19 protein-coding genes are annotated in these 18,891 nt (G+C 72.1%); 11 read left to right on the forward strand and 8 right to left on the reverse strand.

Annotated features, from left to right (window positions below; translation table 11 throughout):
• Nucleotides 1–51 precede the first annotated feature (51 nt).
• Nucleotides 52–279, forward strand: a complete 228-nt coding sequence (locus ACZ7DE_RS01395; protein WP_067248221.1) for a DUF3107 domain-containing protein — start codon at nt 52–54, stop codon at nt 277–279.
• A 213-nt stretch (nt 280–492) separates the two neighbouring features.
• A complete protein-coding gene (locus ACZ7DE_RS01400) occupies nt 493–762 on the forward strand; it encodes a hypothetical protein (protein WP_470756687.1) in 270 nt (89 codons plus the stop codon).
• A gap of 108 nt (nt 763–870) precedes the next feature.
• On the opposite strand, the gene ACZ7DE_RS01405 is transcribed toward ACZ7DE_RS01400, so the two are convergent.
• Complete coding sequence (locus ACZ7DE_RS01405; RefSeq protein ID WP_470756689.1) at nt 871–1,614, reverse strand: ferritin-like fold-containing protein; 744 nt, start codon at nt 1,612–1,614, stop codon at nt 871–873.
• Between the two features lie 511 nt (nt 1,615–2,125).
• Between ACZ7DE_RS01405 and ACZ7DE_RS01410 the strand changes: the two genes are divergently transcribed.
• Nucleotides 2,126–4,861: a DEAD/DEAH box helicase gene (locus ACZ7DE_RS01410; RefSeq protein ID WP_470756691.1), complete on the forward strand. Its 2,736-nt coding sequence runs from the start codon at nt 2,126–2,128 to the stop codon at nt 4,859–4,861.
• Between the two features lie 124 nt (nt 4,862–4,985).
• Nucleotides 4,986–5,855, forward strand: a complete 870-nt coding sequence (locus ACZ7DE_RS01415) for an alpha/beta fold hydrolase (protein ID WP_470756693.1) — start codon at nt 4,986–4,988, stop codon at nt 5,853–5,855.
• A 144-nt stretch (nt 5,856–5,999) separates the two neighbouring features.
• On the opposite strand, the gene ACZ7DE_RS01420 is transcribed toward ACZ7DE_RS01415, so the two are convergent.
• On the reverse strand, nt 6,000–6,893 hold the full coding sequence (locus ACZ7DE_RS01420; protein WP_470756695.1) for an NYN domain-containing protein: 894 nt from the start codon (nt 6,891–6,893) through the stop codon (nt 6,000–6,002).
• Nucleotides 6,894–7,096: 203 nt separating this feature from the next.
• On the opposite strand from ACZ7DE_RS01420, the gene ACZ7DE_RS01425 reads away from it, so the two are divergent.
• On the forward strand, nt 7,097–7,249 hold the full coding sequence (locus ACZ7DE_RS01425) for a hypothetical protein (RefSeq protein ID WP_007384531.1): 153 nt from the start codon (nt 7,097–7,099) through the stop codon (nt 7,247–7,249).
• 72 nt (nt 7,250–7,321) lie between these two features.
• Here ACZ7DE_RS01425 and ACZ7DE_RS01430 read toward each other — a convergent pair whose 3' ends face one another.
• From ACZ7DE_RS01430 to ACZ7DE_RS01440, 3 genes are all read right to left on the reverse strand, one after another.
• Nucleotides 7,322–7,927 carry a MarC family protein gene (locus tag ACZ7DE_RS01430; RefSeq protein WP_470756698.1) on the reverse strand — a complete coding sequence of 202 codons (606 nt, stop codon included), beginning with the start codon at nt 7,925–7,927 and terminating at the stop codon, nt 7,322–7,324.
• A gap of 50 nt (nt 7,928–7,977) precedes the next feature.
• On the reverse strand, nt 7,978–8,835 hold the full coding sequence (locus tag ACZ7DE_RS01435) for a PHP domain-containing protein (RefSeq protein ID WP_470756700.1): 858 nt from the start codon (nt 8,833–8,835) through the stop codon (nt 7,978–7,980).
• 230 nt (nt 8,836–9,065) lie between these two features.
• The gene (locus ACZ7DE_RS01440; protein ID WP_470756702.1) at nt 9,066–9,707 is read right to left on the reverse strand and encodes a DUF6758 family protein; all 642 of its coding nucleotides are present in this window, start codon (nt 9,705–9,707) and stop codon (nt 9,066–9,068) included.
• A 160-nt stretch (nt 9,708–9,867) separates the two neighbouring features.
• Here ACZ7DE_RS01440 and ACZ7DE_RS01445 point away from each other — a divergent pair, with 160 nt between their 5' ends.
• Entirely contained in the window at nt 9,868–11,091 is a 1,224-nt protein-coding gene (locus ACZ7DE_RS01445; RefSeq protein ID WP_470756704.1) for an MFS transporter, read from the forward strand.
• Between the two features lie 66 nt (nt 11,092–11,157).
• Here ACZ7DE_RS01445 and ACZ7DE_RS01450 read toward each other — a convergent pair whose 3' ends face one another.
• Nucleotides 11,158–11,742, reverse strand: coding sequence for a suppressor of fused domain protein (locus ACZ7DE_RS01450; RefSeq protein WP_470756706.1), 585 nt, complete (start codon nt 11,740–11,742; stop codon nt 11,158–11,160).
• A 480-nt stretch (nt 11,743–12,222) separates the two neighbouring features.
• Between ACZ7DE_RS01450 and ACZ7DE_RS01455 the strand changes: the two genes are divergently transcribed.
• Together ACZ7DE_RS01455 and ACZ7DE_RS01460 are read left to right on the forward strand one after the other, a co-directional pair.
• Nucleotides 12,223–13,353 carry a magnesium and cobalt transport protein CorA gene (locus ACZ7DE_RS01455; RefSeq protein WP_470756708.1) on the forward strand — a complete coding sequence of 377 codons (1,131 nt, stop codon included), beginning with the start codon at nt 12,223–12,225 and terminating at the stop codon, nt 13,351–13,353.
• A gap of 24 nt (nt 13,354–13,377) precedes the next feature.
• Entirely contained in the window at nt 13,378–13,908 is a 531-nt protein-coding gene (locus tag ACZ7DE_RS01460; protein ID WP_470756710.1) for a hypothetical protein, read from the forward strand.
• A gap of 42 nt (nt 13,909–13,950) precedes the next feature.
• On the opposite strand, the gene ACZ7DE_RS01465 is transcribed toward ACZ7DE_RS01460, so the two are convergent.
• Complete coding sequence (locus ACZ7DE_RS01465) at nt 13,951–14,700, reverse strand: hypothetical protein (RefSeq protein WP_470756712.1); 750 nt, start codon at nt 14,698–14,700, stop codon at nt 13,951–13,953.
• Nucleotides 14,701–14,911: 211 nt separating this feature from the next.
• Between ACZ7DE_RS01465 and ACZ7DE_RS01470 the strand changes: the two genes are divergently transcribed.
• The 3 genes from ACZ7DE_RS01470 to ACZ7DE_RS01480 are packed head-to-tail and all read left to right on the forward strand — an operon-like array spanning nt 14,912 to nt 18,030.
• Nucleotides 14,912–16,246, forward strand: a complete 1,335-nt coding sequence (locus ACZ7DE_RS01470; RefSeq protein WP_470756714.1) for a magnesium transporter MgtE N-terminal domain-containing protein — start codon at nt 14,912–14,914, stop codon at nt 16,244–16,246.
• Nucleotides 16,236–16,853, forward strand: a complete 618-nt coding sequence (locus ACZ7DE_RS01475) for a DUF1003 domain-containing protein (protein ID WP_470756716.1) — start codon at nt 16,236–16,238, stop codon at nt 16,851–16,853. Before ACZ7DE_RS01470 ends, ACZ7DE_RS01475 begins: the two co-directional genes overlap by 11 nt.
• A gap of 43 nt (nt 16,854–16,896) precedes the next feature.
• The gene (locus tag ACZ7DE_RS01480; protein WP_470756718.1) at nt 16,897–18,030 is read left to right on the forward strand and encodes an Mrp/NBP35 family ATP-binding protein; all 1,134 of its coding nucleotides are present in this window, start codon (nt 16,897–16,899) and stop codon (nt 18,028–18,030) included.
• A gap of 128 nt (nt 18,031–18,158) precedes the next feature.
• On the opposite strand, the gene ACZ7DE_RS01485 is transcribed toward ACZ7DE_RS01480, so the two are convergent.
• Complete coding sequence (locus tag ACZ7DE_RS01485; protein ID WP_470756720.1) at nt 18,159–18,818, reverse strand: hypothetical protein; 660 nt, start codon at nt 18,816–18,818, stop codon at nt 18,159–18,161.
• Nucleotides 18,819–18,891 lie beyond the last annotated feature (73 nt).

Consider the following 18,891-nt stretch of genomic DNA (forward strand, 5'->3'; position numbering starts at 1 on the left):
GCGTACGGCGCGGACGCCCGCGCACCTCGTGACCGTCGGAGGGACATAGCCGTGGAGGTCAAGATCGGCGTGCAGCACGCGCCCCGCGAGATCGTTCTGGAGAGCGGTCAGACTCCCGAGGAGGTCGAGCGCGTGGTGGCCGACGCACTGGCCGGGAAGTCGCAGCTGCTCAGCCTCGTGGACCAGCACGGCCGCAAGGTCCTGGTTCCGGCCGACCGCCTGGCCTACGTCGAGCTGGGCGAGCCCGCCCCGCGCAAGGTCGGCTTCGGCGCTCTGTAGGCGAACGAACGAAGGAGGGCCCGGCGACCGAGTGGTCGCCGGGCCCTCCTTCGTTCGCCGTCGCCGTCCCCTTCCGGGCGCCTTCGTTCGCTCTCAGCGTTCTCTCCACGGATGGAGCACGACTCGTCCACGGAGGAGGATTGCATTCCGCAGGTCACGGGTATGACCGGCTACGACCTCGGTGCACAGCCCCGCCGTCTGGGAGGGACCTACATGATCTTGGAAGCGCTCGGCTCCGCTGTGCTCGGTCTCGTGCTCGCGTGGGCGGCGGTCACCCGCCTCTCCCACCGCCTGCCGGTCCGTACCCTCGTCCTCGCGACGGGCGTCGCCGGAGCCCTGTTCGGCGACTTCGTCACCCACAGCGCACTGGGCCCCGGCACCGTCCTGCCGAGTCTCCTCGGCGCGGCGATCGTCTCCGCCGCCTCGCTCTCGCTGCTGCTGCGCCCCGCCGGGCGGCTGCGGCGACGATCGGCGCCGGCGTAGGCCGGACGCCGGTCCCTGAGCCCGCCACTCCGTGCGGGCGCCGGTCCCTGAGCGCCTCGCCCCGTGCGGGCGCCGGTCCCCGAGCGCCTCGCCCCGTGAGGGCACTGTCTAGGCCGCCAGGCCCAGCGCGGCCATCCGCTTGGTGTGCGCCTCGGTGATCCGGGAGAACATCCGCCCCACCTCGGCGAGGTCGAAGCCGTCCGCCACCCCGCCCACCAGCATCGTCGACAGCGCGTCGCGGTCCGCGACCACTCGCTGGGACTGCGACAGGGCCTCACCCATCAGCCGCCGCGCCCACAGCGCGAGCCGCCCGCCCACGCGCGGGTCCGCGTCGATCGCCGCCCGCACCCGGTCCACCGCGAAACCGGCGTGGCCGGTGTCGTCGAGCACCGCCAGCACCAGGGCCCGCGTGTCACTGTCCAGGCGCACCGCGACCTCCCGGTAGAAGTCGCTGGCGATCGAGTCACCGACGTACGCCTTGACCAGGCCCTCCAGCCAGTCCGACGGGGCCGTCTGCTTGTGGAAGCCGTCCAGCGCGGCGACGAACGGCTCCATCGAGGGCGTCGGCTCCGCGCCGATCTCCGTGAGCCGGTCGCGCAGCCGCTCGAAGTGGTGGAACTCGGCCGACGCCATCTTCGCCAGCTCCGCCTTGTCGTCCAGTGTGGGGGCCAGTTTGGCGTCCTCCGCGAGTCGCTCGAACGCCGCCAGCTCGCCGTACGCCAGCGCCCCGAGCAGGTCCACGACCGCGGCCCGGTACTGCGGGTCGGCGGAGGCCTTCGCCCAGTCCTGGGCGGCGATTCCGGTGGGGGCGGCGGTGTTCTCAGGCTTGTCAGAGGTCGTCATGAAGCGCACAATAGCCCGCTCCTCGCGCGGTGGAAGTCCCTGGTCAGTCAGTGTGACAACGGAGACGTACAGGACCGCGTCCGGCACTGTGACAACCACAACGTGACCGAATCGGCCATCACGTGTGCGCGATTCCGGGGTATGGTGGTAATGCGCCTGCCGAGTATTCGACGGGCCGCACGTATGAGGATGCCCGGTCGGTGGCCCGATCGGCTCCGACCCGCCCGCCCTCCCCGGCCGTACGGCACATTGCGTACGACGACCGGAGGGACACCCTCCAGCGGTACGAGCGCTAGAGCGTCGGCAGTGGTCCCGTGCCGAACGGCTTGCCCTTCACGGCTCGCCCGTAGGCCGCCGACGTCCCCCGGCACGGTCCGTCAAGACCCCCGCGCTCGCCTCGCACCGCACACACAGAAGAGGCAGCACCCTGACTACGACGTTCCGAGAGCTCGGAATCCTTTCCGAGACCGCCGAGGCCCTGGAGGCCGTCGGCATCACCACCGCCTTCCCCATCCAGGAGATGACGCTCCCCGTGGCCCTGTCGGGCTCGGACGTCATCGGCCAGGCCAAGACCGGCACCGGCAAGACGCTCGGCTTCGGCCTGCCGCTCCTCGAGCGCGTGACCGTCCCCGCCGACGTCGAGGCCGGCCGCGCCGCGCCCGAGGCCCTCACCGACGCCCCGCAGGCGCTCGTCGTCGTCCCCACGCGCGAGCTGTGCACCCAGGTCACCAACGACCTGCTGACCGCGGGCAAGGTGCGCAACGTGCGCGTCCTCGCCATCTACGGCGGCCGGGCCTACGAACCCCAGGTCGAGGCCCTGAAGAAGGGCGTCGACGTCGTCGTCGGCACCCCGGGCCGACTGCTGGACCTCGCCGGCCAGAAGAAGCTCGACCTCAAGCACATCAAGTCGCTCGTGCTCGACGAGGCCGACGAGATGCTCGACCTGGGCTTCCTGCCCGACGTCGAGAAGATCATCAACATGCTTCCGGCACGGCGCCAGACCATGCTGTTCTCGGCGACCATGCCGGGCGCGGTCATCAGCCTCGCGCGCCGCTACATGTCGCAGCCGACGCACATCAACGCCACCTCTCCGGACGACGCGGGCCGGACCGTCGCGAACACCAAGCAGCACGTGTACCGCGCGCACAACATGGACAAGCCCGAGATGGTCGCCCGCATCCTGCAGGCCGAGGGCCGGGGCCTGGTCATGGTGTTCTGTCGCACCAAGCGCACGGCCGCCGACCTCGCCGACCAGCTCCAGCAGCGCGGTTTCGCCTCCGGGGCGGTCCACGGCGACCTCGGCCAGGGTGCCCGCGAGCAGGCGCTGCGCGCCTTCCGCAACGGCAAGGTCGACGTCCTCGTCTGCACCGACGTCGCCGCCCGCGGCATCGACGTCGAGGGCGTCACCCACGTCATCAACTACCAGTCCCCCGAGGACGAGAAGACGTACCTGCACCGCATCGGCCGCACCGGCCGCGCCGGCGCCAAGGGCATCGCGATCACGCTCGTCGACTGGGACGACATCCCGCGCTGGCAGCTCATCAACAAGGCGCTGGAGCTCGACTTCAGCGACCCGCCGGAGACGTACTCCACGTCCCCGCACTTCTACGAGGAGCTCGGCATCCCCGCGGGCACCAAGGGCGTTCTGCCGCGCTCGGAGCGCACGCGCGCCGGGCTCGAGGCGGAGGAGCTCGAGGACCTGGGCGAGACGGGCGGCCGCGGTGCGCGCGGTCGCGGTGACCGCGGAGGCCGGGGCGACCGCAGTGACCGTGGCGGCCGGGGCGAGTCGCGTTCCGGCGAGCGGTCCACCGAGCGCGAGCGTTCGGCCCGCACGCCGCGCCGCCGCCGTCGTACCCGCAACGGCTCCCCCATCGACGCGACGCAGGCCCCTGCCGGGACCACGGCGGCCGAGCAGGCTCCCGTGGCCGAGCGGACGCCCGTCGCGGAGGAGGCCGCCGGCCCGCGCACCCCGCGCCGCCGCCGTCGTACCCGCAACGGGTCCGCGGCGGAGACGACCGCGACGACCGTGACGGCCACCGCCGCGGTCGTGGAGCCGGTCGCCGAGGCCGCGGCAGCCGCCGTGGCCACGGTGGAGAGCCCGGCGCTCGACACCGCGGGAACCGCCGCGGACAGCGCGACGGACGCCCCGGCGACCTCGCGTCGACGCCGCACCCGCAAGACCGCGGAGGCTGCCCCGGCCACCGTGACGGAGCTGCCGGCCGCCGAGGCCCCCGCGGCCGAGGCCGTCGTCGACACGGCGCAGGCCGCGGAGACGACGGAGGCCAGGCCGCGCCGCCGCACCCGCAAGGCGACGGCTCCGGCCGGGACCGAGGCCGAGGCCGTGCTCGACACCGCCCCGGCCGTCGAGGCCGAGGCCAAGCCGCGTCGCACCCGCAAGACGGCCGCCGCCGCGGAGGCCGCGGTCGACACCGCCGAAGCGACCGAGGCCAAGCCCCGCCGCCGCACCACCCGCAAGACCGCCCAGCCGGAGCCGACGGCCACCACCGCCGGCATCCCGGCCCAGGCCACCCAGGAAGCGGAGCCCGCCAAGCCGCGCCGCACCCGCAAGACCGCCGCCGCCCCGGCCACCGCCGAGGCCGACGCCACGGTCGCGGCCGACACGGCCGAGGGCGCGGAGGCCAAGCCGCGCCGCCGCACCACGCGCAAGACCGCCGCCACCGCGGAGGCCGTGGTGGACACGGCCGAGGCCGTCGAGGCCAAGCCGCGCCGTACGCGCAAGACGGCGGCGACCGCTCCGGCCCCCGCCGAGGCGCCCGAGGCCGTCGAGGCCGAGGTCAAGCCGCGCCGCACCCGCAAGGCGGCGGCTCCGGCCGAGGCCGCGGTCGACACCGCGGAGGGGACGGAGGCCAAGCCGCGCCGCACCCGCAAGACGGCCGCCACGGCCGTCAAGGCGGCAGAGGCGGAGCCGGTCGCGGAGGCCGTCGTGGCCAAGCCGCGTCGCACCCGCAAGGCAGCGGCTCCGGCCGAGGCCGCGGTCGACACCGCCGAAGCGACCGAGGCCAAGCCCCGCCGCCGCACCACCCGCAAGACCGCCCAGCCGGAGCCGACGGCCACCACCGCCGACATCCCGGCCCAGGCCACCCAGGAAGCGGAGCCCGCCAAGCCGCGCCGCACCCGCAAGGCCGCCGCCGCCCCGGCCACCGCCGAGGCCGACGCCACGGTCGCGGCCGAGGCGAAGCCGCGGGTGCGCCGCACCCGCAAGGCGACGGCCGCCGCGGAGCCCGCGGACGGCTGATCGGCCGGCACGGCTGAACGACCCGGCGGCCCGGCTCCTCCTCGACGAGGAGCCGGGCCGTCGGCGTTCCCCGGGAAGGAACCCGGCGAGAGCACGCCGCGGGCGGTGCCGGTAGCCTCGGCACGTGACCAGGCCGAGCATCGCCACCCCCTTCCCTCCCCCTCCCGGCGCGCGTTCGTATGCCCTGCGGACCGGGCGTGGCGAGTTCGCCGTCGTCGACGCGCCGGTCGCGGCGGGCGTGGAGCCGCGGGGCGTCGCGCTGCTGCTGCCCGGCTTCACGGGGAGCAAGGAGGACTTCCACCGGATGCACGAGCCGCTCGCGGCCCGCGGCTACCGGAGCATCGCCGTGGACGGGCGCGGGCAGAACGAGTCCGACGGTCCGGCCGAGGACGAATCACCGTACGCCCAGCAGGAGTTGGCCAGGGACGTGCTCGCACAGGCGGCCGCCCTCGACACCCCCGTGCACCTCGTCGGACACTCGCTGGGCGGCCAGATCGCCCGCGCCGCGGTCCTCCTGGACCACTCCCCCTTCGTGTCGTTCACGCTCGTGTCCTCGGGCCCGGGTGAGATCTCGGAGTCGCAGAAGCAGCGCGTGAAACTGCTGCACGACGCACTCGAGGTGATGACCATGCCGCAGGTCTGGGCGGCGATCCTCGCGATGGGCCCGCCCGAGGACGTCGGCGGCCCGGCCCGCGGATTCGGCAAGCTGGATCAGCTGCGGCTGCGCTGGCTGAACCACAAGCCCGCCCAACTCCTCGCCACAGGACGCCAGTTGTGCGTCGAGCCGGATCGTGTCGCCGAACTCGCGGCCGTGCCGCTGCCGTTGCACGTTCTGTCCGGGGCGCGGGACGACACCTGGCCGGTGCCCCTCCTGGACGAGATGGCCGTGGAGCTGCGTGCGCACCGGACGGTCGTGGCGGGCGCCGAGCACTCGCCGAACCTGGACCGACCGCTGCCCACGGCCCACGCCCTCGCCGACTTCTGGGACCGCTGAGCACCGGTACGCCCGCCTCCGGCGGCGCCGCCGTGCCGCCCGAGACGCCGTGCGACCGACACCGCCGACACCCCTGGCCCTCCGACACCCCCGGCACCGCCCGCGCCACCGCTGCCGCCGGCGCCACCGCTGCCGCCCGTCCCGCTAGTACTGCGTCTGCACGTGCTCCCAGAAGCCGTCCCGCAGCGCGCGCCTGAGGTCCGCCTGGCCGCGCAGGGAGTACTGCAGGATGCCCTCGGCCTCCACGAGGAGGTCCTGGTCGACGGAGCCGGGCAGGTAGGGGTGGCCCGGCAGCAGCTCGGCCAGCGACTCCCTGCCGCGCGCCACCAGCCACTTCGCCGCGATCTGCGCGCCGACGAAACGGACGGCCTCCCGGGTGGGCCGGCTCGCGCCGCTCGCCTCGTAGCCGGCGGTGCGCCGCGAGACGTACGGCTTGAAGAAGTCGAGGTCGAGGGTGCGCTGGCTGTCGACCTCCCAGAGCAGCGGCTCGGCCTGGTTGCGGCCGTCCGGCGCCTCGATGCCCCAGAGGTGGACCCGGGCGCCGTATCCCTGGGCGGCCTCCACCGCCGAGACCAGGTCCTCGTCGCCGCCGAGCAGGGCCGCGTCGCTGATGGCCCGGTGGCGGGCCAGGGACTCCAGGTCCGAACGGATGAGTGAGTCGACGCCCTTCTGCTGGTTGTTGGCGTTCAGGTTGCCCAGTCGCACCTTCACGTCCGGCAGTTCGGCGATGGACTGCTGCTCGGCGGTGTGGATGCGGCGCCGGGCGCCGTCGTACCAGTAGACGCGCAGCAGCCGGCTGTCGGCGAAGATGGAGCGGGCGCGGTCGATGAGCGCCTCGATCAGTCCCTCGGCGTCGAGGTCGAAGGCGCGCCGGTCCTCCGTCCCGGCCACCAGCCGTCCGGCGGCCGCGTAGAGGTATCCCGCGTCGACGAAGATCGCGTGGGTCGAGGGCGTCTTGGCCACCTCGGCGAGCATGCGGGTCAGCAGCTCGTTCGTGCGGTCGATACGGGCGGCGAGGGCCGGGAGGTCGTCGTTCATCGCTTCCATTGTCCCGGTGGTCACGCTGCGAACACAACCGGTCCCGTTCAGTCTCCGCAAACCCCCTTACTCGTGAGTAATTAGCCGTTCGAAAAATTTATTTAGCGTAGGGAATGTTTGTAACACGCACCGCGTTGACTACTCGTGTAGCACCGAACACAGCAATTCTCCGCAGGAGGATGACCAGACGAAGGGAGAAGCCAATGCGCTTCGAAATCATGCGACTCGACGACGTCGACGGCACGCCCGTGGACAGCACCGTCGTGGACGCCGCCTCCGTCAACCGGATCGTTCAGCAGGCCGCCGCCATAGGGCAGCGACTGTGGATCCGTCCGGCCGACACCTCGGCCTCATGACACGGGTCCCCCTACAGGTTTCAGAGCCCCCTACGGCGTCGCCGTAGGGGGCTCTGTGTGCACGGGGCATGTTCAGCTCCCCTGGATCACCTGCGTGACGCCGTTGATGATCTGCTGCACGGCGATCGCGGAGAGCATCATGCCCGCGAGCCGCGTCACCAGGACCACACCGCCGTCCTTGATGACCCGGATGATCAGCAGCGAGTACCGCATCACCAGCCACAGCACCACATGGATGGCGAGGATCGCCGCCCAGACGGACATCTGCGTGGCCACGCTGTCGGCCTTCTGCACGGCGAGGATGACGGACACGATCGCGCCCGGTCCGGCCAGCAGGGGCATGCCCAGCGGGACGAGCGCGACGTTGACGTCCTTCGTCTGCTTGGGCTCGTCGGTCTTGCCGGTGAGCAGATCGAGCGCGATCAGCAGGAGCAGCAGCCCGCCCGCGATCATCAGCGCAGGCACCGAGACGTGCAGGTAGTCGAGGATCTGGTGGCCCAGCAGTCCGAAGACGGCGATCACGCCGCCCGCCACGCAGACCGCCTGGAAGGCCATCCGCTTCTGCACCTTGCCGGGGCGACCGGCGGTCAGGGCGAGGAAGATCGGGGTGATCCCGGGGGGATCCATGATGACAAAAAGGGTCAGGAAGAGGGAGCCGAAGACGGCGACGTCGAACATCAGTGCGAAAGCCTTGCGAGAGGAAGAGAAGGGGGACGCGCGGAGGAGCCTCAGGCCCCGCCGGTCCCCGGCACCGGGAACGCCCCGGTGGCGCGCCGGGTGATCTCCCCGTACACCTCGGGGTCGGTCGTGTACTCGCCGAGCGTGCACGTCTTGCGGCTGCCGTGGTAGTCCGAGGAGCCGGTGACCAGCAGCCCCAGATCTCCGGCCAGCCCGCGCAGCCGCGCCCGCGTGTCCGCGTCGTGGTCCATGTGGTCGACCTCGATGCCGTCGAGCCCGGCGGCGGCCAGCTCGGCGATCGTCGACTCCGGCACCGTGCGGCCCCGCTTGTCGGCGCCCGGGTGCGCGAAGACGGTGACCCCGCCCGCGCCCTTGACCAGCCGGATCGCCTCGAAGGGGTCGGTCTCGTGCTTCTCGACGTAGGCGCGCCCGCCGTCGGCGAGCCAGCCCCGGGTGAACGCGTCGCTCACGGTCGGGACGACACCGAGCTCCACCAGGGCGGTCGCGACGTGCGGCCGCCCGACGGACCCCTCGCCGGCGATCCGCGCGACCTGCTCCCAGGTGACGGGCACGCCCAGCTCGTTCAGCCTGACGACCATCGCGCGCGCCCGCGGCACCCGGTCGTCGCGCACCAGCTCACGCTCGGCGAACAGTGCGGGCTCCTCGGGATCGAACAGGTAGGCCAGCATGTGCATGCTGACGCCGTCGACTCGGCAGGACAGCTCGGCGCCGGTGACGAGGGTGAGCCCGGGGGGCAGGGCGGCGACGGCCTCGGCGTGTCCGCGGGTGGTGTCGTGGTCGGTCAGCGCGACGACGTCCAGACCGGCGGCGGCCGCGTTGCGCACCAGCTCGGCCGGGGTGTCCGTTCCGTCGGAGGCCGTGGAGTGGCAGTGCAGATCGATGCGCACGACGCGGGCTCCAGGCGATGACGGGGCGGAAGGGGACGCTCCAGCATAACCGGTAATCAGACCACCCCTGTCACACCCAAACCACCAAAGCACCCCCTACACACCGACCCGCAGCACAATGCACGGAACCGGCGCCCCCAGGGGCGCGAGGAACCGCCCGGCCGACCACGACGGCGCGGCAGAAGGACCGCAAGCCCCACGAACCCTCGACCGCTCAGCCCAGCGGGGGGCTACGGCTTGAGCAGACGCGGCGACAGCGCACCGCAGGGCACGAGTTCGAGCTCCGCGCCCGCGTCCCGCAGATCCGTCAGCACCAGTTCGTCGTACATCAGCAGCCCGGACTGCTCGGGCCAGACGACCGCCCACAGCCACAGCCCCCGGGCCTCCCCGGCGAAGACCGCGCGGTCGTCCGGGGTGGCGGAGACATGCCAGAGCGGGGTCGGGCGGCCGGCGGCGAGCACCTTGGCCTGCGGGGGCTTCTCGACGCTCATGTACGGCCCGGGGTCCGGCCCGTCCACGCCGGCGTAGCGGGCGCCGAGACCGACCCCCAACTCCTCGGCGACCAGGATCAGCTCACCCATGCCGCCGAGCGGACCGGGGCCGGAGCAGGCCACCGCGGTGGCGCGCCCCCCGCTGCGGTCGTCGCCCGCGAAGGTCACGCCCGTGAAGAGCCAGCCGACCGGCAGCGGCCACGGCATCCACACCGGCACCTGCGTGCGGTGCACGACGACGCTGAGGGCCTCGACGCTGGGCGGGATCACGGGCTGCAGCGGATGCACCGTCCCGTGCACGTCGCACTGCCAGGAATCGGCGAAGAGTCCGGGAGCCCTGACCCGGCCACCACACTTCGGGCAACTGGGTTCGCCCCTCATAGGGCCCCACGGTCCTACCCGAGCCCGCCCACGTCAAGGACGATCACCCGTCCGGACGGAAACCGATCGGCCGGGACCAATTGGATGTAGCTTGCATTAATTAGGCGACCTAACTTAGTGTGTGTATACACCAACCATCTATCGGGGAGCGAGGGGAACCATGGACACGTTCGACGCCGGAGCCGGAAGCATCCTGCGGCAGCCGAAGGCGGTGTGGGCGACGGCCGGCGCCTCCGTCGTCGCCTTCATGGGCATCGGTCTGGTCGACCCGATCCTGCCGTCCATCGCCCAGGGGCTGGACGCCACGGCCGGCCAGGTCTCCCTGCTCTTCACCTCGTACTTCCTGATCACCGCGCTCGCGATGCTGGTCACCGGCTTCGTCTCCAGCCGCATCGGCGGGCGCCGCACCCTCCTGCTCGGCCTGGCCCTGGTCGTCGTCTTCGCGGGCCTGGCCGGCACCTCGGACTCGGTCGCGCAACTGGTCGGCTACCGCGCAGGCTGGGGACTCGGCAACGCCCTCTTCGTCTCGACCGCCCTCGCGGTGATCGTCGGCGCGGCGGCCGGCGGCAGCGCGGCCGCCATCCTGCTGTACGAGTCCGCCCTCGGCCTGGGCATGGCCTGCGGCCCGCTGGTGGGCGCGCTGCTCGGCGACGCGAGCTGGCGCTACCCCTTCTTCGGCACCGCGTTCCTGATGGCCGTCGGCTTCCTGTGCATCACGGCGTTCCTGAAGGAGCAGCCGAAGCCGGCCCGCAGGACCTCGCTGCTGGACCCGCTCAGGGCGCTCGGCCACGGCGGTCTCGCCTCAGCGGCCGCCTCGGCCTTCTTCTACAACTACACGTTCTTCACCGTGCTGGCCTTCACCCCGTTCGTGCTGGACATGACCCCCTACAGGTCGGGCGCCGTGTTCTTCGCGTGGGGCGTGCTGCTCGCGGTCTTCTCGGTGCTCGTGGCGCCGCGTCTGCAGAGGCGGTTCGGCTCGCTGAAGGTGCTCGGCGGCTCGCTGCTGCTGCTCGCCGCCGACGTTCTCGTCCTCGGTTACGGCGGCCACACCGCGGCGATCGTCTGCACGATCCTGTCCGGCGCGTTCATCGGCGTGAACAACACCGTCTACACCGAGTTGGCGCTCGGCGTGTCGGACGCCCCGCGCCCGGTGGCGAGCGCCGGATACAACTTCGTGCGCTGGTTCGCGGCCGCCGCCGCGCCCTACTTCGCGCCGAAGATCGAGGAATGGACCGACGTCCACGTGCCGTTCGTGGTCGCGGCGGTGACGGCGGTCCTCGGCGCGGTCGTGGTCGTCGTACGGCGCGAGGCGCTCACCGGGGAGGCGCGGGAGCTGCAGCCCCGGCACGCGACGGAGGACGGGGTCGCGGTCTTCGCCGGCTGAGAGCCCACACCTCCACGGTCAACTGACCTTTTCCGGACACCTGTTGGTGACGTTCCTCACGAAGCGTCAGTCGAGCGGGACGGACCTGCGGGACGGATCCCTGAGGTCCGTCCCGTTGGTCAGCCAGCGCTCCTGGAGGGCCTGGGCGCCGTGGACGCGCTTCCAGGCGGCCTCGTTGGGCGTCATGGGGAGCAGGGGCAGGAAGCGGACCGGGTCGAGGGGCTCGTCGAGTTCGAGGTCCTCGACCAGCCCGCCCGGCTCGGCGACCAGGACCGAGGTGAACGGGGCCCCGGGCCACAGCGGCTCACCCACGTCGAGGGACGCGCCCGGGGCCACGACCACGCCCTCGACCTGCGGGGACGCGGCGAGCACGGCCAGCGGACGCAGAACCTTGTCCGTGTCGGCGCCGCCCGGCCGGACGGACAGGAGCAGTTCGGCGCGCGGCCCCTTGACGGGGTCCGCGAGCACGGCGGTGGGGTCGCTCATCGGCTGCGCGGACATGCCGAGCGTGGCGTAGCGGACGACGTCGCCCTCGTGGAAGCGGAGCACTTCGACGCGGTCCGTACCGAGGAAGGTGACCGCGGCGCGGGCGTCCGGCTCGCCCAGCGCGGTGCGCAAACGGGCCTCGACGAGAGGGAGAACATCAGCCATGGCGCGAGCATAGAACTCGTCAGCGCGGGGCAAAGCAGCGCCTTGACACTTCGGTCGGCTGATACTCTTGCCCGGTGGTTCGGGGCAGCACGCAGAAGCGTCGCTATCTTGCCCCGACGCAGACGAGACTCCCTTACGAGGGACCGGCTGGAGGAGGTGGGGCTGTCATGGATCGAAGTCACCCGTGCAGTACCACTCGCTCTTCCGGCCGCTGATATCGCTGCTCTGGCCTCTTCGCCTCCGGCTGGTCGCCGCCTCTCGCGCTCATCTTCATGCGGAAGAGCACTTCGTTTCGTTTTGCCTGATCTGTCTGATCTCCCAGATCTCTCTGATCTGAATCAACAGCGAAGCTCGCCACCGCGACGGAGCGGTGCTCCCCGCTTTGTGGACGTGCCAAACCTCCGCAGTCAGGACGTCCCCATTCCGGGCAGTTCCAACCGTCGTGGCGGTCTTTCTTTGCTCGTCGCGAAGGAGCCTGCCATGTCGATGATCCGCGACCTCCGTGCCGTCGTCCGCCCCGCCCGCCCCTCCCTGCGCAAGGGGGGCGGGCGCACGGACAGCGGCGCCTACGACACCACCCGCGACCCGGGGACCCCGTCGGCCGTCGTCGACTGCGCCGTCTACCGCGACGGATCGCGCGTCGCGTTCCCGCAGGCGCCCACCCCGCAGGAGGCCATGCGCCAGGTGCGGCGCGACGGGGGCTTCGTGTGGATCGGTCTGCACGAGCCGACCGAGGCCGAATTCGCCGGAATCGCCAGCGAGTTCGGGCTGCACCCGCTGGCCGTGGAGGACGCGGTGCAGGCGCACCAGCGGCCCAAGCTGGAGCGCTACGACGACTCCCTGTTCACCGTCTTCAAGACCATCCACTACATCGAGCACGACCGGCTCACGGCCAACAGCGAGGTCGTCGAGACCGGTGAGGTCATGTGCTTCACCGGCAAGGACTTCTTCATCACCGTCCGGCACGGCGGCCAGGGTTCGCTGCGCGCACTGCGCCACCGCCTCCAGGACGACCCCGAACTGCTGGCGAAGGGCCCGTCGGCGGTGCTGCACGCCATCGCCGACCACGTGGTCGACGGCTACATCGCGGTCGCGGACGCCGTCCAGGACGACATCGACGAGGTCGAGACCGAGGTGTTCTCGCCGGGCCGCAAGGGCACCCCGCGCGGCACGGACGCGAGCCGGATCTACCAACTCAAGCGTGAGGTGCTGGAGTTCAAGCGGGCGGTGTCGCCGCTGCTGCGGCCGATGCAGCTGCTGAGCGAGCGGCCCATGCGGCTGGTCGACCCCGACATCCAGAAGTACTTCCGGGACGTCGCCGACCACCTCGCCCGGGTCCAGGAGCAGGTCATCGGCTTCGACGAACTGCTCAACTCGATCCTGCAGGCCAACCTCGCCCAGGCGTCCGTCGCGCAGAACGAGGACATGCGCAAGATCACGTCCTGGGCGGCCATCATCGCCGTGCCGACGATGGTGTGCGGGGTGTACGGCATGAACTTCGACTACATGCCGGAACTGCACTGGAAGTACGGCTATCCCGTGGTCATGTCGGCCATGGTGGCGCTCTGCGTGGGCATCCACCGCACGCTGAAGCGCAACGGCTGGCTGTGAGGGCCCCCGGATAGGCTGGGCGACATGACAAGCGAGCTGCCCGACCAGACTCTCGTCGACCAGGCCCTCGTCGAGGAGGCCACCAAGAAGTCCGGCCTCGTCTGGGTCCGGGGCGAGGGCGGGACGGCCGCGCGTGCGCTGTGGCACGTGTGGCACGAGGGTGCGGCCTGTCTGGTCGGCGACGGGCCCGGCGAGCAGCCGCTGCCGGGACTCGTCGAGGGCGGCTCGGCCGAGGTCACCGTCCGCAGCAAGGACAAGGGCGGCCGGCTGGTCACCTGGACGGCGAAGGTGGCGCAGCTCGCCCCCGGCTCCGAGGCTTGGCAGGCGGCCGTCGCCGAGCTCAAGGGCAAGCGGCTGAACGCGCCCGACGGCGAGGCCATGACCGAGCGCTGGGCGCGCGAGTGCCGGGTGCTCCGCCTGGAGCCGACGGGGGCCACCGCGCCGCTTCCGGACGGGAGTCTGGCCGCGCGGCCGCTCCCCTCGCCCGCCACCACGCGTGAGCCGGCGCCCGCCGGGCTGCCGAAGCTGCTGCTGCGCAAGCGGAAACGCAGGTAGCCCGGGTACCCGGCCGGGCGGGCCGGTGAGCGTGTCAGCCGGTCACGACGTCGGGAGCTGCTTGCCGTAGTCCACCGTCTCGTCCTTCGCCGGCTTCTCCAGGGCGAAGTCCTTGCCCCAGGCGGAGAAGCTCAGCGTGCCGGCCCCGCCGGCGCGTTCCAGCAGGAGCGGGTACGGCGTGCCCTCCAGCGACACGTCCAGCGTGCCGCCGGAGCCGCCGTCGCCGGTGATGCGGATCGTGCGCACTCCGGCCTGCTCGTGGTGGCCGTCGGTGGCCAGCGAGCCGTGCAGCGACAGCAGACCGTCGAGGAGGAGGTCCTTGTCCGTGAAGACGCTGAACTTCTTGTACGAGGGGTCGCCCGTCGGCACCTTCACGTACTTGCCGCCGAGTTTGTCGGCGGCCGCCGTGTCCGAGCCGTCGGCGGACTTGCCGTCCTCCTTCTTCCAGAACGCCGCGTCCGCCTTCAGGTACAGCTGCTCGCCCACCCGCAGCAGGTGGAAGGCGGCCCCCTCCGCGGTGACCGAGCCGGTGCCGCCGTCCGCCTTCAGGCTCATGTCGAGCTTGTACGTGTGGCCGCTGGTGGTGACGTTGCCCGAGAGCCGCACCGCGTCCACGGAGGCGGCGGCCGCCTTGGTCTTCGCCTGGATCTGCGCGGCGGACAGCTTGCCCACCCCGTTCGTGCCCGCGTCCGGATCCTCGCTGCATCCGGCCAGTCCCATGCCCACGACCAGTGCGCAGATCGCGCTCACCAGTGGGGCCCGGCGAGTGCGGCCCTGGGGAATCGCAGTCACAGAGAAAGCTGCCTTTCTGCGGGGGTGTGCTGAGCGGCGTACGGCAGCGTACCGGGGGCGCGGACCCCGGGCGGAGCCAGTCCGTCCGGACTGCCCACCAGGGCGTATCCGATCGGGACGGGCTAGCCTGAAGCCCGCAGCAGCGGGCAATTGGGAAAAGAGCATCACCGGCAACACGGCCCACGAACGAGTACGAAAAGGAGGGGTGGTCATGGCAGCGGGAGTCCCGCGGATCTTCGTCTCGCACCTCTCCGGCATCCCGGTCTTCGATCCGAACGGCGACCAGGTGGGGCGCGTGCGCGAGCTGGTCGTCGTGCTGCGCGTGCGGCGGCGGCCGCCGAGGGTGCTCGGGCTGGTCGTCGAACTGGCCACGCGGCGCCGGATCTTCCTGCCCATGACGCGGGTGACCGGCATCGAGTCCGGTCAGGTCATCACCACGGGCGTGCTCAACGTCCGCCGCTTCGAGCAGCGGCCCACCGAGCGGCTGGTGTTCGGGGAACTGCTCGACCGGCGTGTCACGCTCGTCGAGACGGGCGAGGAGGTCACCGTCCTCGACGTTTCGGTGCAGCAGCTGCCGGCCCGCCGGGACTGGGAGATCGACCGGGTCTTCGTCCGCAAGGGCAGGAAGGCGAGCGCCTTCCGGCGGGCCAAGGGCGAGACGCTGACCGTGGAGTGGTCGGCGGTCACCGGGTTCTCCCTGGAGGAGCACGGACAGGGCGCGGAGAGCCTGCTCGCCACCTTCGAGCAGTTGCGCCCCGCCGACCTCGCCAACGTCCTGCACCACCTGTCGCCGAAGCGTCGCGCCGAGGTGGCCGCGGCCCTCGACGACGACCGCCTGGCCGACGTCCTGGAGGAGCTGCCGGAGGACGACCAGATCGAGATCCTCGGCAAGCTGAAGGAGGAGCGCGCGGCGGACGTCCTGGAGGCCATGGACCCCGACGACGCGGCCGACCTGCTCTCCGAGCTCCCGGAGCAGGACCAGGAGCGGCTGCTGAGCCTGATGCAGCCCGACGACGCGGCGGACATGCGGCGTCTGATGGCGTACGAGGAGCACACCGCGGGCGGGCTGATGACCACCGAGCCGATCGTGCTGCGGCCCGACGCCACCGTCGCCGACGCCCTGGCGCGCGTGCGCAACCGCGACCTGTCCCCCGCGCTCGCCGCGCAGGTCTACGTCTGCCGCCCGCCGGACGAGACCCCGACCGGCAAGTACCTCGGCACGGTCCACTTCCAGCGGCTGCTGCGCGACCCCCCGTACACGCTGGTCAGCTCGCTCCTCGACGACGATCTGCAGGCCCTGGCGCCGGACGCGGCGCTGCCGGTCGTCGCCGGGTTCTTCGCGACCTACGACATGGTCGCGGCGCCCGTGGTGGACGAGGCGGGGTCCCTGCTCGGCGCGGTGACCGTGGACGACGTCCTGGACCACATGCTGCCGGAGGACTGGCGGGAGACGGAGTTCCACCTGGAGGACGAGCCCGGGCCCGGGACGGACTCCGGGCGCGCGGCCCGGGGCGAGCCCGAGGGGGCTGGTCCGCATGGTTCCTGAGCGCGAGGGCACAGGCCGCGCCCACGCCGGCGCCGCCCGTGAACGCACCCCGGTGGGCGCCACGGCGACCAGTCGTCACCGGGCCCGTCTGGACCAGCCGCGGCCGCCCCGGCGCCGGCTCCTGCCCGAGTGGGACCCGGAGGCCTTCGGGCGGCTGTCGGAGCGCATCGCGCGCTTCCTGGGCACCGGCCGGTTCATCGTCTGGATGACGGTCGTCATCATCGCCTGGGTCCTGTGGAACATCTTCGCCCCGCACGACCTGCGCTTCGACAACTACCCCTTCATCTTCCTGACCCTGATGCTGTCGCTGCAGGCCTCCTACGCGGCCCCGCTGATCCTGCTCGCGCAGAACCGGCAGGACGACCGCGACCGGGTCAACCTGGAGCAGGACCGCAAGCAGAACGAGCGGTCCATCGCCGACACCGAGTACCTGACCAGGGAGATCGCCGCCCTGCGCATCGGCCTCGGCGAGGTCGCCACCCGGGACTGGATCCGCTCGGAGCTGCAGGACATGGTCAAGGAACTGGAGGAGCGGCGGGACGGTCACCGCGAACATGCCGTATTCCCGGCAGAACGGTCGCGGGGACGTGACGTAGACGACCGGTGACGGGCTTACCGACGCCCCCACCGGTCGCCGTACCATCGTGCTTATGGCTAGCGAAGACGCGGTGCGCGAGGCACTGGCGACGGTGAACGACCCCGAGATCAACCGGCCCATCACCGAACTCGGGATGGTGAAGTCGGTCGAGATCGGCGCGGACGGGGCGGTCGCGGTCACCGTGTACCTGACGGTCTCCGGCTGCCCGATGCGCGAGACGATCACGCAGCGCGTGACGGACGCGGTCTCCGGGGTGGACGGCGTCACGCGCGTCGACGTCACCCTCGACGTGATGAGCGACGAGCAGCGCAAGGAGCTGGCGAACGCCCTGCGCGGCGGGCAGACCGAGCGCGAGGTGCCCTTCGCCAAGCCCGGCTCGCTCACCCGCGTGTACGCGGTCGCCTCCGGCAAGGGCGGCGTCGGCAAGTCGTCGGTGACGGTGAACCTGGCGGCGGCGATGGCGGCCGACGGTCTGAAGGTGGGCGTGGTCGACGCCGACATCTACGGTCACAGCGTGCCGCGCATGCTGGGCGCGGACGGCCGTCCGACCCAGGTCGAGAACATGATCATGCCGCCGTCCGCGAACGGCGTGAAGGTCATCTCCATCGGCATGTTCACCCCGGGCAACGCCCCGGTCGTCTGGCGCGGCCCGATGCTCCACCGCGCGCTGCAGCAGTTCCTGGCGGACGTCTACTGGGGCGACCTGGACGTGCTGCTGCTCGACCTCCCGCCGGGCACCGGCGACATCGCGATCTCCGTCGCCCAGTTGGTCCCGAACGCCGAGATCCTGGTCGTGACGACCCCGCAGCAGGCGGCCGCCGAGGTGGCCGAGCGGGCGGGCTCCATCGCCGTGCAGACCCACCAGAAGATCGTCGGCGTGGTCGAGAACATGTCCGGCCTGCCCTGCCCGCACTGCGGGGAGATGGTCGACGTCTTCGGCACCGGCGGCGGACAGACGGTGGCCGAGGGTCTGACCCGCACCACCGGCGCGAACGTCCCGGTCCTGGGCTCCATCCCGATCGACGTCCGGCTGCGCGAGGGCGGCGACGAGGGCAAGCCGGTCGTGCTGACCGACCCCGAGTCGCCCGCCGGGTCCGCCCTGCGCGCGATCGCGGGCAAGCTGGGCGGCCGGCAGCGCGGTCTGTCGGGCCTGTCGCTGGGGATCACCCCGCGCAACAAGTTCTAGCGCGCCACCACCATGAGGGAGGGTGCCCACCCGCCGGGGGGCACCCTTCGTCGTGTCGGGGCCTGCTCGTCGGATCCAGGCCCAGTCGTGTCCGGGCGTACTCGCGTGTCCGGGCGTACTCGGCGTGTCTAGGCGTACTCGGCGATGTCCTTGATCACCGAGAAGCCGAGCCCGTACGCGCTCATGCCGCGCCCGTACGCCCCCAGGTGCACGCCCGCCTCGGTGGAACCGGCCAGCACCCAGCCGAACTCGGACTCGCGGTAGTGGAAGGGCGTCGGGACGCCGTCCACCGGGAGGGACAGCGTCGACCAGTCCGCGCCGGCCAGGTCGTCGGCGAGGACCCACGCCGTCTCGGTCTGCTGGTCCAGCCAGTCGTCGCGCAGGCTGTGGTCCATCTGGCCCGGCCAGGTGAAGGACAGCAGCCCCACGCCCGCGAGCCAGGCCGCCGAGGACACCGAGGTGGCCTCCAGCAGGCCCGTGCCGTCCGCGCTGCGCCGTACGGGGTTCGCGGCGACGGTCACGACGACCGCGAACCTCCCGCGGTCCTCGCCGGCCGTCTCGTGCCGGACGGAGGGCTCGTCCCCGTGTCCGATGGAACCGTGCTCCACGGCCCCGTCGGCCGCCGTGCCCACCTGCATCAGCCAGCGCGGCCCCGTGAAGGCCTCGTCGAGGCCGTACCAGGGGAAGGGTGCCTCCAGGTAGCCGTCGACCGTACGCCGCGCGGAGGGGACCTGCTGTCCGCCTTCCGCGGCCGGCGTCTGCGCGACTGCCCGACTCGTCGTCTCCATGTGCCCGGACGCCTCCTCGTTCTCGACGGAACGACCGGCCCGCCCCCCTTCGGGCGTACTCGTCCGCTCCGCA

The sequence above is a fragment of the Streptomyces sp. NPDC037083 genome (genome assembly GCF_055606485.1).

What these genes read in the sequence shown, in the direction of transcription:
- ACZ7DE_RS01425 (WP_007384531.1), top strand. Translation starts at nt 7,097, where the DNA reads ATGCGCTTCGAAATCATGCGACTCGACGACGTCGACGGCACGCCCGTG.
- ACZ7DE_RS01485 (WP_470756720.1), bottom strand. Translation starts at nt 18,818, where the DNA reads ATGGAGACGACGAGTCGGGCAGTCGCGCAGACGCCGGCCGCGGAAGGC.
- ACZ7DE_RS01445 (WP_470756704.1), top strand. Translation starts at nt 9,868, where the DNA reads ATGGACACGTTCGACGCCGGAGCCGGAAGCATCCTGCGGCAGCCGAAG.
- ACZ7DE_RS01450 (WP_470756706.1), bottom strand. Translation starts at nt 11,742, where the DNA reads ATGGCTGATGTTCTCCCTCTCGTCGAGGCCCGTTTGCGCACCGCGCTG.
- ACZ7DE_RS01440 (WP_470756702.1), bottom strand. Translation starts at nt 9,707, where the DNA reads ATGAGGGGCGAACCCAGTTGCCCGAAGTGTGGTGGCCGGGTCAGGGCT.
- ACZ7DE_RS01460 (WP_470756710.1), top strand. Translation starts at nt 13,378, where the DNA reads ATGACAAGCGAGCTGCCCGACCAGACTCTCGTCGACCAGGCCCTCGTC.
- ACZ7DE_RS01455 (WP_470756708.1), top strand. Translation starts at nt 12,223, where the DNA reads ATGTCGATGATCCGCGACCTCCGTGCCGTCGTCCGCCCCGCCCGCCCC.
- ACZ7DE_RS01470 (WP_470756714.1), top strand. Translation starts at nt 14,912, where the DNA reads ATGGCAGCGGGAGTCCCGCGGATCTTCGTCTCGCACCTCTCCGGCATC.
- ACZ7DE_RS01410 (WP_470756691.1), top strand. Translation starts at nt 2,126, where the DNA reads ATGACGCTCCCCGTGGCCCTGTCGGGCTCGGACGTCATCGGCCAGGCC.
- ACZ7DE_RS01430 (WP_470756698.1), bottom strand. Translation starts at nt 7,927, where the DNA reads ATGTTCGACGTCGCCGTCTTCGGCTCCCTCTTCCTGACCCTTTTTGTC.
- ACZ7DE_RS01420 (WP_470756695.1), bottom strand. Translation starts at nt 6,893, where the DNA reads ATGAACGACGACCTCCCGGCCCTCGCCGCCCGTATCGACCGCACGAAC.
- ACZ7DE_RS01400 (WP_470756687.1), top strand. Translation starts at nt 493, where the DNA reads ATGATCTTGGAAGCGCTCGGCTCCGCTGTGCTCGGTCTCGTGCTCGCG.
- ACZ7DE_RS01475 (WP_470756716.1), top strand. Translation starts at nt 16,236, where the DNA reads ATGGTTCCTGAGCGCGAGGGCACAGGCCGCGCCCACGCCGGCGCCGCC.
- ACZ7DE_RS01480 (WP_470756718.1), top strand. Translation starts at nt 16,897, where the DNA reads ATGGCTAGCGAAGACGCGGTGCGCGAGGCACTGGCGACGGTGAACGAC.